The sequence below is a fragment of the Pseudomonas sp. PAMC25584 genome, from assembly GCF_058135675.1.
This window is the reverse complement of the sequence record NZ_CM176870.1, coordinates 923,409-936,699: the sequence shown is the minus strand read 5'-3', so window position 1 is coordinate 936,699 and position 13,291 is coordinate 923,409. Positions and strand designations below refer to the sequence as shown.

Annotated in this window: 12 protein-coding genes; 10 read left to right on the top strand and 2 right to left on the bottom strand. The window is 61.0% G+C overall.

From position 1 onward, the window contains the following. Positions 1-76: 76 nt before the first annotated feature. The 6 genes from ACS5Q8_RS04220 (at position 77) to ACS5Q8_RS04195 (ending at position 7,112) form a co-directional block, all read left to right on the top strand. A complete protein-coding gene (locus ACS5Q8_RS04220) occupies positions 77-1,474 on the top strand; it encodes an OprD family porin (protein ID WP_276196500.1) in 1,398 nt (465 codons plus the stop codon). Between the two features lie 80 nt (positions 1,475-1,554). Continuing rightward, the gene (locus tag ACS5Q8_RS04215) at positions 1,555-3,153 is read left to right on the top strand and encodes an ABC transporter substrate-binding protein (RefSeq protein ID WP_465159863.1); all 1,599 of its coding nucleotides are present in this window, start codon (positions 1,555-1,557) and stop codon (positions 3,151-3,153) included. A 76-nt stretch (positions 3,154-3,229) separates the two neighbouring features. Further along, complete coding sequence (locus ACS5Q8_RS04210) at positions 3,230-4,240, top strand: ABC transporter permease subunit (protein ID WP_247395514.1); 1,011 nt, start codon at positions 3,230-3,232, stop codon at positions 4,238-4,240. A 10-nt stretch (positions 4,241-4,250) separates the two neighbouring features. Further along, positions 4,251-5,162: an ABC transporter permease subunit gene (locus tag ACS5Q8_RS04205; RefSeq protein WP_247395517.1), complete on the top strand. Its 912-nt coding sequence runs from the start codon at positions 4,251-4,253 to the stop codon at positions 5,160-5,162. Positions 5,163-5,172: 10 nt separating this feature from the next. Continuing rightward, positions 5,173-6,141: an ABC transporter ATP-binding protein gene (locus tag ACS5Q8_RS04200; RefSeq protein ID WP_102617145.1), complete on the top strand. Its 969-nt coding sequence runs from the start codon at positions 5,173-5,175 to the stop codon at positions 6,139-6,141. Further along, entirely contained in the window at positions 6,141-7,112 is a 972-nt protein-coding gene (locus ACS5Q8_RS04195; RefSeq protein ID WP_247395518.1) for a peptide ABC transporter ATP-binding protein, read from the top strand. The genes ACS5Q8_RS04200 and ACS5Q8_RS04195 overlap by 1 nt, the downstream gene beginning before the upstream one ends. Positions 7,113-7,219: 107 nt before the next feature. Here ACS5Q8_RS04195 and ACS5Q8_RS04190 read toward each other — a convergent pair whose 3' ends face one another. Together ACS5Q8_RS04190 and ACS5Q8_RS04185 are read right to left on the bottom strand one after the other, a co-directional pair. Further along, the gene (locus tag ACS5Q8_RS04190) at positions 7,220-7,486 is read right to left on the bottom strand and encodes a hypothetical protein (protein ID WP_276196498.1); all 267 of its coding nucleotides are present in this window, start codon (positions 7,484-7,486) and stop codon (positions 7,220-7,222) included. A 294-nt stretch (positions 7,487-7,780) separates the two neighbouring features. Further along, complete coding sequence (locus tag ACS5Q8_RS04185; protein ID WP_247395520.1) at positions 7,781-9,364, bottom strand: peptide chain release factor 3; 1,584 nt, start codon at positions 9,362-9,364, stop codon at positions 7,781-7,783. Positions 9,365-9,692: 328 nt separating this feature from the next. Between ACS5Q8_RS04185 and ACS5Q8_RS04180 the strand changes: the two genes are divergently transcribed. From ACS5Q8_RS04180 to ACS5Q8_RS04165, 4 genes are read left to right on the top strand one after another with little or no spacing between them, the layout of a single operon-like run. Next, on the top strand, positions 9,693-10,409 hold the full coding sequence (locus ACS5Q8_RS04180) for an ABC transporter permease (protein ID WP_247395521.1): 717 nt from the start codon (positions 9,693-9,695) through the stop codon (positions 10,407-10,409). A gap of 20 nt (positions 10,410-10,429) precedes the next feature. Then, positions 10,430-11,323: a glycine betaine ABC transporter substrate-binding protein gene (locus ACS5Q8_RS04175; protein ID WP_463897674.1), complete on the top strand. Its 894-nt coding sequence runs from the start codon at positions 10,430-10,432 to the stop codon at positions 11,321-11,323. A 15-nt stretch (positions 11,324-11,338) separates the two neighbouring features. After that, entirely contained in the window at positions 11,339-11,992 is a 654-nt protein-coding gene (locus ACS5Q8_RS04170; protein ID WP_463856021.1) for an ABC transporter permease, read from the top strand. Beyond that, positions 11,989-13,146 carry an osmoprotectant ABC transporter ATP-binding protein OsmV gene (locus tag ACS5Q8_RS04165; protein ID WP_443693293.1) on the top strand — a complete coding sequence of 386 codons (1,158 nt, stop codon included), beginning with the start codon at positions 11,989-11,991 and terminating at the stop codon, positions 13,144-13,146. The genes ACS5Q8_RS04170 and ACS5Q8_RS04165 overlap by 4 nt, the downstream gene beginning before the upstream one ends. The last annotated feature ends 145 nt before the right edge of the window (positions 13,147-13,291 follow it).

The window sequence follows — 13,291 nt, the reverse complement described above, 5'->3', positions numbered from 1 at the left end:
TGAACGAGTTACACACCAATAGTCGGTTCACCTAAAAGACCGGCATAAAAAAAAGAGAACCAAAGGAGCTTCATCCATGAAACTGAGCAGCAAAGCGCTTCTGGCCCTGGCCATCAGCAGCATCACGGCGACCGCCTATGCGGAAACCCAGAGCCAGGACTTCGTTCCTACCACACTGGCCGGCGCCAGCGCCCAAAGCGAGGCCAAGGGCTTTATCGAAGGATCGAGCCTGGGCGGTACCACGCGTAACTGGTTCTCCAGCGAGAAAAAATTCCGCGGCGAGCGCTTTACCTACGAGAAGCACGGCCAGGAGCGCACCGACGCGAACCGCACGAACTGGCTGCAAGGCACCATCCTCAACTATTCGTCGGGCTTCACCCAAGGCACCGTGGGCGTGGCAACCGAAGTCGCGGCCTACAACGTAGTGGCCCTGGACCGCAGCAAGCGTGACATCAAGGGCGGCTCCAACCGCACCCTGGCTGACTCCGACGGCGACGCCGTAGGCCAGTGGAGCAAACTGGGCCTGGCCAACGCCAAGTTCCGCGTGTCGAACACCACCTTGACCGCCGGTCGCCAGAACTTCAGCAGCGGCATCATCGACACCATTGGCAACCGTGCGCTGCCTTCGAGCTTCGAAGGTGTGGCAATCAACAGCGAAGAGTTCAGCAACCTGTCGTTCCAGGGCGCCTACTTCGATCGCGTATCGCCACGTACCGAACAGAGCCTGTCGAAATTCCGCAGCGAATACGGCAATGGCAGGCAGGAAGCCGACCACGTCTACACCGCCGGTGTGAACTGGCAGCCACTCAAAAGCCTGAAAACCAGCTTCTTCGGCGCCAACGTCAAGGACTTCTGGAACCAGTACTACTTCGGCGCTACCCATGAACTGGGTGACAGCCAAACCCTGGCCCTGACCACAGGTCTCAACTACTACAAGACCGTCGACGAAGGCAAAAAGTTGATGGGCAAGATCGACAACGATACCTACTCGCTGTCGCTCGGCCTGACCCACCAGGCGCACAGCCTGACCTTCTCGTACCAGGAAGTGAACGGCAACGAGTACTTCGACTACCTGCACGAAACCAACGGTATCTACCTGGCCAACTCCCTGACCTCTGACTTCAACGGTCCGAACGAGAAGTCCTTCCAGGTTGCCTACGGCCTCAACATGGCCGAATACGGCGTGCCTGGCTTGAAGTTCAACATCTACTCGGCTCGCGGCTGGGGCATCGACGGCACTCACTACACCGGCGACGGCGGCGTGAGCAAGTTCGCTTACAACGGCATTCAGGCCCAAGACGGCGAGCATCACCAGGAATACGGCGTGGGTACTTCCTATGCCATCCAAAGCGGTGCCCTGAAGGCCACCACCATTCGTGGCACCTATGTGACTCACCGCGCCAGCGCCAACCAGGCTGACGGCAACATCCGAGAGTTCCGCCTGGTCACCACCATCCCGTTCAACATTCTTTAATCAGCGCCAGGTAGACGGCGGGCTCAGGACGAGCCCGCCCTCTAAGCTTGTCTGGTCCCATCGATTGCAGAGGGCTCCGAATGAACATGCTCCCGTTACAAGCCGCCATTGCTGCTGCGCTGTTGAGCGTGGCGGTTGGCATTTCGGCCAAACCGCTGGTGGTCTGCACCGAAGCCAGTCCGGAAGGTTTCGATCCGGTCCTGTACACCACGGCCGTCACCGCCGACGCCGCCGCCGAAACTATGTTCAACCGCCTGGTGGACTTCAAGCCCGGCACCACCGAAGTGGTCCCGGCGCTGGCCAAAGACCTCCCGCAAATCAGCGCCGACGGCCTGACCTACACCTTCCACCTGCGTGACGACATCAAGTTCCACACCACCGACTACTTCAAACCCACGCGCAACCTGAACGCCGACGACGTGCTTTGGAGCTTCCAGCGCCAGCTGGACCCGAAACACCCGTGGCACACCAAGTCCAACGTGGGCTACCCGTACTTTGAAAGCATGGGCTTCAAGGAACTGCTCAAGAGCGTCGAGAAGACCGACGATCACACCGTGGTCTTTACCCTGACGCGCCGTGAAGCACCGTTCCTGGCCGACCTGGCCATGGCGTTTTCCTCGATTCACTCCGCCGAATACGCCGACCAGTTGCTCAAGTCCGGCAAGACCGATGACCTCAACGCCAAGCCGATCGGCACCGGCCCGTTCATCTTCACCCGCTACGCCAAGGACGCCCAGGTGCGCTTCAAGGCCAACCCGGACTACTTCCGCGGCAAGCCACCGGCCGACCCGCTGATCCTCGCGGTCACCACCGACAACAACGTGCGCCTGCAGAAGCTCAAGGCCAACGAGTGTCAGGTCGCGCTGTATCCAAAGCCGGATGACATCCCAAGCATCAAGAAAGACCCGAACCTGAAGATCGATGAACTGGCGGCGATGACCACCAGCTACACCGCCCTGAACACCACCCACAAGTACATGAGCGACCCGCGGGTACGTCACGCGATCAACATCGCGTTCGACAAGGCCGGCTATACCAAAGCACTGTTTGGCGAAGGCAACGCCGTCGTGGGCACCGGCCCGTATCCACCAACGCTGCTAGGCTTCAGCGACACACTGAAAAACCCGCCACGCGACCTGGACAAGGCCCGCGCCCTGCTCAAGGAAGCCGGCGTACCGGAAGGCACCGAATTCACCCTATTCACTCGCGCCAACGGCGGCCCGACCAACCCCAACCCAATGATGGGCGCCCAGCGTATGCAGGCGGATCTGGCCCAGGTTGGCCTGAAGGTCAACATCAAGGTCATGGAATGGGGCGAGATGCTCAAGCGCGCCAAAGCCGGCGAACACGACATGGTTTCCGCAGGCTGGGTAGGTGATAACGGCGACCCGGATAACTTCCTCACGCCTAACCTGAGTTGCGATGCCGCCAAAAACGGCGAAAACTACGCGCGCTGGTGTAACGAGGAGTTTCAAGCCTTGATCGACAAGGCCCGCGCAATCGAGGAACCGGCAGCACGGGCTGCGCTCTATGAACAGGCACAGGACGTTTTCGGCAAGGATCAACCATGGCTTCCCATGGCTTACCCGAAACTGTTCACCGCCATGCGCAAAAACGTAGAAGGCTTTACCCAAAGCCCTCTAGGTAACAATAACTTCGCCACCACCCAGGTGAAGTAAATAAGAAAAACGCTCGACACCGTCGACGTTGACGGTGCCGAACCTGCCTAACCGGCTGATTGAGGTACACCACAAGATGTTTAGTTTTATTGCCCGCCGATTGGGGTTATTGATCCCCACATTCTTCGGCATCACGTTGCTGACTTTTGCGTTGATTCGCATGATTCCCGGCGACCCCGTCGAAGTCATGATGGGCGAGCGCCGCGTCGACCCCGAGATGCACGCACAGGCAATGGAACGCCTTGGCCTTAACAAGCCGCTGTATGCGCAATACCTGGATTATGTCGGCAAGCTCGCCCAAGGCGACCTTGGCGAATCCCTGCGCACGCGCACCAGCGTGTGGACCGAGTTCACCGCACTCTTCCCGGCGACCCTGGAACTGTCCATGGCCGCCCTGTTGTTCGCCGGTATCCTGGGCCTGTTGGCGGGGGTGATCGCGGCCTTGAAGCGAGGATCGCTGTTCGACCACGGGGTGATGGGCATCTCCCTCGCGGGCTATTCGATGCCGATCTTCTGGTGGGGCCTGATCCTGATCATGTTCTTCTCGGTGAGCCTGGGCTGGACCCCGGTTTCCGGGCGTATCGACCTGCTCTACGACATCGAGCCACGCACCGGTTTCATGCTGATCGACACCCTGCTGGCCAACGAGCCGGATGCGTTCTGGGACGCCCTGCACCACCTGATCCTGCCGGCTATCGTGCTCGGCACCATCCCGCTGGCGGTGATTGCGCGGATGACCCGCTCGTCGATGCTCGAAGTACTGCGCGAAGACTACATCCGCACCGCCAAGGCCAAAGGCCTGTCGCCGGCGCGCGTCGTCTTCGTCCACGGCCTGCGTAACGCGCTGATCCCGGTCCTCACCGTGGTCGGCCTGCAAGTCGGCACCTTGCTGGCCGGTGCGGTATTGACCGAAACCATCTTCTCGTGGCCCGGCATCGGCAAATGGCTGATCGAAGCCATTGGCGCGCGGGACTACCCGGTGGTGCAAAACGGCATTCTGCTGATCGCCTGCCTGGTGATCGTGGTGAACTTCGTGGTGGATATCCTCTACGGCTTCGCCAACCCACGCATCCGTCACCAGCGCTGAGATCATGACCATGACCACACCCACTCCAGTGTCAGCAGTCGATCAAAGCCTGCTGTACCCGTCCCCGTACAAAGAATTCTGGCAAGCCTTCTCCCAGAACAAAGGCGCAGTTGCCGGCCTGCTGTTTATGCTGCTGATCGTGTTCTGCGCGCTCTTCGCCCCCTGGGTGGCGCCGCACAACCCCAGCGAGCAATACCGTGACTTCCTGCTGACCCCGCCGTCGTGGCTGGAAGGTGGGCAGATCCAGTTCCTGCTCGGCACCGACGAACTCGGCCGTGACTTGCTCTCGCGCCTGATCCAGGGCTCGCGCCTGTCGCTGCTGATCGGCTTGTCGTCGGTGGTGATGTCGCTGATTCCGGGCATCCTGCTCGGGCTGTTCGCCGGGTTCTTCCCGCGCCTGCTCGGCCCGACCATCATGCGCCTGATGGACATCATGCTGGCCCTGCCGTCGCTGCTGCTGGCCGTTGCCATTGTCGCGATTCTCGGCCCTGGCCTGATCAACACCGTGATCGCCATCGCCATCGTGTCGCTGCCGTCCTACGTGCGTTTGACCCGCGCTGCGGTGATGGGCGAACTGAACCGCGACTACGTGACCGCCGCCCGCCTGGCCGGTGCCGGCCTGCCCCGCCTGATGTTCATCACCGTGCTGCCCAACTGCATGGCACCGCTGATCGTCCAGGCGACCCTGAGTTTCTCTTCGGCGATTCTCGATGCCGCAGCCCTCGGCTTCCTCGGCTTGGGCGTGCAACCGCCAACGCCGGAGTGGGGCACCATGCTGGCTTCGGCCCGTGACTACATCGAACGCGCCTGGTGGGTCGTGAGCCTGCCGGGTCTGACCATTTTGCTCAGCGTGCTGGCAATCAACTTGATGGGCGACGGCCTGCGCGATGCGCTAGACCCGAAACTCAAGAACGCCGCCTGAGGAGCTTCCCATGTCACTGTTAGAAATCAAAAATCTCAACGTGCGCTTCGGCGACAAGACCGCCGTGCCGGTGGTCGACGGCCTCGACATTAGCGTCGACAAAGGCGAAGTGCTGGCGATCGTGGGCGAGTCGGGCTCGGGTAAATCCGTGACCATGATGGCGCTGATGGGCCTGATCGAGCACCCCGGCATCGTCACCGCCGACGCCCTGAACTTCGACGGCAAAGACATGCTCAAGCTGAGCAACCGCCAGCGTCGGCAAATCGTCGGCAAAGACCTGGCGATGGTGTTCCAGGACCCGATGACCGCACTGAACCCCAGCTACACCGTGGGTTTCCAGATCGAAGAAGTGCTGCGCCTGCACCTGAAGATGTCCAGCAAGCAAGCGCGCAAGCGCGCCATCGAACTGCTGGAAAAAGTCGAGATCCCTGGCGCAGCCAGCCGGATGGACGCCTACCCGCACCAACTGTCCGGCGGTATGAGCCAGCGTGTGGCCATCGCCATGGCGATTGCCGGCGAACCGAAGTTGCTGATCGCCGACGAACCGACCACCGCGCTAGACGTGACCATCCAGGCGCAGATCATGGACCTGCTGCTGGCCCTGCAAAAAGAGCAGAACATGGGCCTGGTGCTGATCACCCACGACCTCGCGGTCGTGGCAGAAACCGCCCAGCGCGTGTGCGTGATGTACGCCGGCCAAGCGGTGGAAGTCGGCCAGGTGCCGCAACTGTTCGATATTCCGGCGCATCCCTACAGCGAAGCGCTGCTCAAGGCGATCCCGGAGCACAGCCTCGGTGCCGCGCGCCTGGCCACGCTGCCCGGCATCGTGCCCGGCCGTTATGACCGCCCGCAAGGTTGCCTGTTGTCGCCGCGTTGCCCCTACGTGCAGGACAGCTGCCGCCAGACCCGTCCGGGCCTGGACCCTAAATCGAACAGCCTTGCACGCTGCTTCTACCCCTTGAACCAGGAGGTGGCGTAATGGCCGTCGTTCTTACCGCCCGCGACCTGACCCGTCACTACGAAGTGTCCCGTGGCCTGTTCAAGGGCCACGCCACCGTGCGCGCCCTCAACGGCGTGTCCTTTGAGCTGGAAGCCGGCAAGACGCTCGCGGTGGTAGGCGAGTCGGGTTGCGGCAAATCCACCCTGGCCCGTGCGCTGACGCTGATTGAAGAACCGTCTTCAGGCTCGTTGAAAATCGCCGGCCAGGAAGTCACCGGCGCCAACAAAGCGCAGCGCAAGCAATTGCGCAAAGACGTGCAGATGGTATTCCAGAGCCCGTATGCCTCGCTGAACCCACGGCAGAAAGTCGGCGATCAACTCGGCGAACCGTTGCTGATCAACACCAACCTGTCCGCCGCCGAGCGCCGCGAAAAGGTCCAGGCGATGATGAAGCAGGTGGGCCTGCGCCCTGAGCATTATCAGCGCTACCCGCACATGTTCTCCGGTGGCCAGCGCCAGCGGATCGCATTGGCCCGCGCCATGATGCTGCAACCCAAAGTGCTGGTGGCGGATGAACCGACCTCGGCGCTGGACGTGTCGATCCAGGCCCAGGTGCTTAACCTGTTCATGGATTTGCAGCAGGAATTCAACACCGCCTACGTGTTCATTTCCCACAACCTCGCGGTGGTGCAACACGTTGCCGACGACGTGATGGTGATGTACCTCGGCCGCCCAGTGGAAGTCGGCCCCAAGGACGACATCTACGCCCGCCCCTTGCACCCGTACACCCAGGCGCTGCTGTCGGCGACCCCGACCATTCACCCGGACCCGAACAAGCCGAAGATCAAGATCGTCGGCGAGTTGCCCAACCCGCTGAACCCACCGTCGGGTTGCGCCTTCCACAAGCGCTGCCCGTATGCGACCGAGCGTTGCAGCAGCGAGGAGCCGCAGTTGCGGCCGTTGGATAACCGCCAGGTGGCTTGCCACTATGCGGAGCAGTTCGTCGCCTGAAATGAGCACCGCGCTCGCGTATGGAGCGCGGTGCCACAGCGTTCTACAGCCCCTCCCGTCAGGTTGCGCATCAACCTGGCAGGAGGGGGTTTTTATTTTCGCCAGGTCTACGTCTGGCTATCGCCTTCATCATCCGAGCTGTCATCGCCCGGCTCGTCGGTGGTGGAGTCGTCATCGCCCTTGCTGCCACCCTGATCCTCATCGCCAGCCTCCGATTCGGACTTGGCCAACTGCAGGACCTTGCCCTCCCCACTCTGAACCGCAAACACCGCCGCCCCGCTCTGTACGGGGTTATGCGCCCAGGCCGTCGACATTCCCAATGACAACAGCACCAGCACCTTTAGCAACAGCACGACGCGTTGAACAATACTCATGGTCGATCCCCTCCAGTCAGTAGGTGAATCCCGCACGACGGCTGTTTAGTACCGCCAGCGTTGACGCTAGTCCCAATGCCGGGTTCTCGCCAATCCCATACCGGGGGAGATCAAAAAATGTGGGAGGGAGCTTGCTCCCGATAGCGGTGGATCAGCCAGCACAGAGAGTGGCTGATCCACCGCTATCGGGAGCAAGTCGAATCGTCGCACCGCCCCTCCCACAGGTTGTTTTGTCGCGCCCATGAAAAAGGGCGAAGCCATGACAGCTTCGCCCTCTTGTCCACCGCTCAGACCTTAATGGTGCTCGCGGGTCGCGCGGAATTTCACATCCGGCCAGCGCTCTTCCATCAGCGCCAAATTGACCCGGGTCGGGGCCAGGTAGGTCAAGTGACCGCCGCCGTCGATCGCCAGGTTTTCCACGGCTTTGTTGGAGAACTCTTCCAACTTCTTCTTATCGCTGCAATCGATCCAACGCGCCGAATACACGGTGATTGGCTCGTAGGAGCATTCGACCTTGTATTCCTCTTTCAAGCGGCTGGCGACCACATCGAACTGCAGCACACCGACGGCGCCGAGGATGATGTCGTTGCTGCGCTCGGGGAAGAACACCTGGGTCGCGCCCTCTTCCGCCAGTTGCTGCAAACCTTGGCGCAGTTGCTTGGATTTCAGCGGGTCGCGCAGGCGCACGCGGCGGAACAGTTCCGGGGCGAAGTGCGGGATACCGGTGAAGCCCAGCGTTTCGCCTTCGGTGAAGGTGTCGCCAATCTGGATGGTGCCGTGGTTGTGCAGGCCGATGATGTCGCCGGCGTAGGCTTCTTCGAGCTGTTCACGCTCCGAGGAGAAGAACGTCAGGGCGTCGCCGATGCGCACGTCCTTGCCGATGCGCACGTGGCGCATCTTCATGCCTTTTTCGTATCTGCCGGAGCAGATGCGCATAAAGGCGATACGGTCGCGGTGTTTGGGGTCCATGTTCGCCTGGATCTTGAACACGAAGCCGGCGAATTTCTCTTCCACCGGCTCCACGGTACGCTCGTTGGCGACCCGGGCCAGCGGGCGCGGGGCCCAGTCCACCACGGCGTCGAGCACGTGGTCGACACCGAAGTTGCCCAACGCGGTACCGAAGAACACCGGGGTCAGTTGGCCGTCGAGGAATTCCTGCTGGTTGAATTCGTGGCAGGCGCCCTGCACCAGTTCCAACTGGTCGACAAAACGGTCGTACTCATCGCCCAGGTGGGCGCGGGCTTCGTCGGAGTCGAGCTTTTCGATGATTTTCACATCGGTGCGTTCGTGACCGTGGCCGGCGGTGTAGACAATGATGTAGTCGTCGGCCAGGTGGTACACCCCCTTGAAGTCGCGGTAGCAACCGATCGGCCAAGTGATCGGCGCGGCCTTGATCTTCAGGACGGCTTCGATTTCATCCAACAACTCGATCGGGTCGCGGATGTCGCGGTCGAGTTTGTTGATAAAGCTGACGATCGGCGTGTCGCGCAGACGGCAAACGTCCATCAGCGCAATGGTACGTGGCTCGACGCCCTTACCGCCGTCGAGGACCATCAAGGCCGAGTCCACCGCGGTCAGGGTGCGGTAGGTGTCTTCGGAGAAGTCTTCGTGGCCCGGGGTGTCGAGCAGGTTGATCATGTGATCGCGATATGGGAACTGCATGACCGACGTGGTAATGGAAATACCCCGTTGTTTTTCCATTTCCATCCAGTCGGAGGTGGCATGGCGGTCGGATTTGCGGGATTTCACCGTGCCGGCCACTGCGATTGCCTTGCCCATCAGCAGGAGCTTCTCGGTGATGGTGGTTTTACCGGCATCGGGGTGGGAAATAATGGCGAAAGTGCGGCGTTTCGCGACTTCGGCGGCCTGGTGGGTCATGGGAAATCGCCTGGCAGGTGAGTCAAAAAAGGGCGGCGAGTATAGCGCAAACCCAGGGTGCCGGACCACCGTTCACCCGGTTGGGGGTGGCTAAATACTGCCAAGTATGGAACCTTTTAAAAGGTAGAGACGTCCACTCCCCTGCTACCGCACTCGGAACAGGGGCTGAAAAATCAGCAAGTTAGCCTGACGAGGCTGCGCTCATAGCTCGACCTCATGCCGTCTTACCGGCATTGGCGAGCTGCTTTTCGCGTCCACATCCGTTGACAGCCAGAAATGGCATGCCACGAAGAAATGTGTTCGCCGACTGAACAAAAGGAGTCCGCCTGTGGCTATTCGCTATGGCAAAGGGCTGATAGGAGGAGCGGTTGTCGTCGCTCTCCTGGCCCTGCTGATCCACTGGATCGGCATCAACACGATCGAACTGTACCGCGACGATTTGTTGTTTTACCTGCAAGCTCACCTGATTCTCGTCCTAGTCTCCATGCTGGCCGCCCTGATTGTGGGCATCCCCGCCGGTATCCTGCTCAGCCGACCGAACATGGTCGGGCGCGCAGAACGCTTCATGCAAATCTTCAACATCGGCAACACCGTCCCGCCCCTGGCCGTACTGGCCATCGCCCTCGGCGTCCTCGGCATCGGCAGCGGCCCGGCGATCTTCGCGCTGTTCCTCGCCTCCTTGCTGCCCATCGTGCGCAACACCTACGAAGGCCTGAAAAACGTCCAAGGTTCGCTGAAAGAAGCCGCCACCGGCATCGGCATGACCCCGCGCCAGGTGCTGTTTCGCGTCGAGTTGCCGAACGCCGTGCCGATCATCATCGGCGGCGTGCGCGTGGCACTGGCGATCAACGTCGGCACCGCGCCGCTGGCGTTCCTGATCGGTGCCAACAGCCTGGGCAGCCTGATCTTCCCCGGCATCGCCCTGAACAACCATCCGCAACTGCTGCTCGGTGCCGCATGTACCGCGTTGCTGGCATTGCTGCTCGACGGCCTGGTGACCATGGCCAGCCGCCTCTGGCTGGAACGCGGGTTGCGTCCGTCTTAAGGCTTGGCATAGGAACCAACATGAAAAAACTGACGTTGATATTGAGCTGCGTCCTGCTGTTCGCAGGTATTGCGCAAGCCGCAGAAAAACCAGTCATCCGCATCGGCGCCCGGGTGTTCACCGAACAGACCTTGCTGGCCGAAATCACTGCCCAGTACCTGCGCACCAAGGGCTATGACACCCGCGTAACCGGCGGCCTGGGCAGCAATCTGGCGCGCAGTGCCCAGGAAAGCGGGCAACTGGATATGCTCTGGGAATACACCGGGGTGTCGCTGGTGAATTACAACCATGTGGACGAGAAACTCAGCAGCGAACAGTCCTACGCACGGGTGAAAGAACTCGATGCAAAAAGAGGTCTTGCCTGGCTGTCGCCGTCTAAATTCAGCAACACCTACGCGTTGGCGCTGCCAGAGAACGTGGCCAAGGAATTTCCGCAGATCAACAGTATCAGCGACCTGACCCAAGCCCTGGCGCAAACAAACAAAGGCACGCGCCTGGTGGCCCTGGACACCGAATTCGCCAACCGTTCCGACGGTATGGACGGCATGGTCAAGCTGTACGACATGAACCTGAACCGCAAAAACACCCGGCAGATGGACGCCGGCCTGGTCTATACCGCGCTGCGTAATGGCCAGGTGTTTGCCGGTTTGGTCTACACCACCGACGGTCGCCTGAGCGCCTTCAAATTGAAGCTGCTCGAAGACGACAAACATTACTTCCCGGACTACACCGCCGCGCCGGTGGTGCGCCAGGCGTACCTCGATGCACACCCACAACTGGCGGCAGACCTCAAGCCGCTGGCCGCACTGTTCGACGATGAAACCATGCGCCAGTTGAACGCGCGGGTCGACGTCGACCATGAAAGCCCGTCCGCCGTGGCCGCAGATTTCCTGCGCCAACATCCGATCAACTAATTAAGAGGAGAAGACATGGAATTTCTGAACGCCTTTTCCCATCTTGATTGGGCACTCGTCCTGCACCTGACCTGGCAGCACATCACCCTGGTCGGCATCGCCGTGATCCTCGCGATTGTCGTCGGCGTGCCCCTCGGCGTGCTGATGACCCGTTTCCCGAGCTTGGCCGGCCCGCTGCAAGCCAGCGCCACCGTGCTGCTCACCGTGCCGTCCATCGCGCTGTTCGGTCTACTGCTGCCGTTCTACTCCAAATTCGGCCAGGGCCTGGGGCCAATGCCGGCGATCACCGCCGTGTTCCTCTACTCCCTGCTGCCGATCATGCGTAACACCTACCTGGCCCTGACCGGCGTGGACCCGGGTATTCGCGAAGCCGCCAAAGGCATCGGCATGACCTTCGGCCAGCGCCTGCGCATGGTCGAACTGCCCATCGCCGTGCCGGTGATCCTCGCCGGGGTGCGCACCGCCGTGGTGATGAACATCGGCGTGATGACCATCGCCGCCACCATCGGTGCCGGCGGCCTGGGTGTACTTATTCTGGCTTCCATCAGCCGCAGCGACATGTCGATGCTGATCGTCGGCGCCGTACTGGTCAGTCTCCTGGCCATCTTCGCCGACCTGCTTCTGCAATGGCTGCAACGCTCGCTGACTCCAAAAGGACTGCTCAAATGATCGAACTTCAACACCTGACCAAGACTTTTCAAAGCAACGGCAAAACTGTCTCCGCCGTGAACGACGTAAGCCTGACCGTCAATGAAGGCGAGATTTGCGTATTCCTGGGGCCCTCGGGCTGCGGCAAGAGCACCACGCTGAAAATGATCAACCGCCTGATCAAACCTACGTCGGGCAAGATCCTGATCAACGGCGAAGACACCACCGACCTCGACGAAGTGACCCTGCGTCGCAATATCGGCTACGTGATCCAGCAGATCGGCCTGTTCCCGAACATGACCATCGAGGAAAACATCGTGGTGGTGCCCAAGTTGCTGGGCTGGGACAAGCAGAAATGCCACGACCGCGCCCGCGAGTTGATGAGCATGATCAAGCTGGAACCCAAGCAGTACCTGCACCGCTATCCGCGCGAACTGTCCGGTGGCCAGCAACAGCGCATCGGCGTGATCCGTGCGCTGGCGGCGGATGCGCCGTTGCTGCTGATGGATGAGCCGTTCGGCGCGGTCGACCCGATCAACCGCGAAATGATCCAGAACGAATTTTTCGAGATGCAGCGCGCACTGAACAAGACCGTGATCATGGTCAGCCATGACATCGATGAAGCCATCAAGCTGGGTGACAAGATCGCCATCTTCCGCGCCGGCAAGCTGCTGCAGATCGACCACCCGGACACCCTGCTGGCGCACCCGGTGGACGAGTTCGTCAGCAACTTCGTCGGCCAGGACAGCACCCTCAAGCGTCTGCTGCTGGTAAAAGCCGAAGATGCAGCGGACAACGCGCCGTCGGTCAGCCCGCAAACCCCGGTGGCCGAGGCCCTGGAGCTGATGGACGAACTCGACCGCCGCTATGTGGTGGTCACCTGCGCCGAGAACAAGGCGCTGGGTTATGTGCGACGTCGCGACCTGCACCGTCAGACCGGCACTTGCGGTCAATACCTGCTCGAGTTCAACGCCACGGCGGCGTATGACGAGCACTTGCGCATCCTGTTGTCGCGCATGTACGAGTTCAACCGCTCGTGGTTGCCGGTGCTGGATGCCGAGCGGGTGTTTTTGGGTGAAGTGACGCAGGAGTCGATTGCCGAGTACTTGAGCTCCGGTAAGTCGCGTGGGGGCAAGACCAGTATCGTTTCGCCTGCCGAGACTGCGCTGGCCTGATCTGACACAACACGCGTAAAACTGTGGGAGGGGGCTTGCCCCCGATGGCGGTGTATCAGTCAATATATTCATGGCTGACACACTGCCATCGGGGGCAAGCCCCCTCCCACATTTGGCCTGTGGTGTGTCAGGGAAATACCCTCAA

What these genes read in the sequence shown, in the direction of transcription:
- ACS5Q8_RS04220 (WP_276196500.1), top strand. Translation starts at nt 77, where the DNA reads ATGAAACTGAGCAGCAAAGCGCTTCTGGCCCTGGCCATCAGCAGCATC.
- ACS5Q8_RS04215 (WP_465159863.1), top strand. Translation starts at nt 1,555, where the DNA reads ATGAACATGCTCCCGTTACAAGCCGCCATTGCTGCTGCGCTGTTGAGC.
- ACS5Q8_RS04210 (WP_247395514.1), top strand. Translation starts at nt 3,230, where the DNA reads ATGTTTAGTTTTATTGCCCGCCGATTGGGGTTATTGATCCCCACATTC.
- ACS5Q8_RS04205 (WP_247395517.1), top strand. Translation starts at nt 4,251, where the DNA reads ATGACCACACCCACTCCAGTGTCAGCAGTCGATCAAAGCCTGCTGTAC.
- ACS5Q8_RS04200 (WP_102617145.1), top strand. Translation starts at nt 5,173, where the DNA reads ATGTCACTGTTAGAAATCAAAAATCTCAACGTGCGCTTCGGCGACAAG.
- ACS5Q8_RS04195 (WP_247395518.1), top strand. Translation starts at nt 6,141, where the DNA reads ATGGCCGTCGTTCTTACCGCCCGCGACCTGACCCGTCACTACGAAGTG.
- ACS5Q8_RS04190 (WP_276196498.1), bottom strand. Translation starts at nt 7,486, where the DNA reads ATGAGTATTGTTCAACGCGTCGTGCTGTTGCTAAAGGTGCTGGTGCTG.
- ACS5Q8_RS04185 (WP_247395520.1), bottom strand. Translation starts at nt 9,364, where the DNA reads ATGACCCACCAGGCCGCCGAAGTCGCGAAACGCCGCACTTTCGCCATT.
- ACS5Q8_RS04175 (WP_463897674.1), top strand. Translation starts at nt 10,430, where the DNA reads ATGAAAAAACTGACGTTGATATTGAGCTGCGTCCTGCTGTTCGCAGGT.
- ACS5Q8_RS04170 (WP_463856021.1), top strand. Translation starts at nt 11,339, where the DNA reads ATGGAATTTCTGAACGCCTTTTCCCATCTTGATTGGGCACTCGTCCTG.
- ACS5Q8_RS04165 (WP_443693293.1), top strand. Translation starts at nt 11,989, where the DNA reads ATGATCGAACTTCAACACCTGACCAAGACTTTTCAAAGCAACGGCAAA.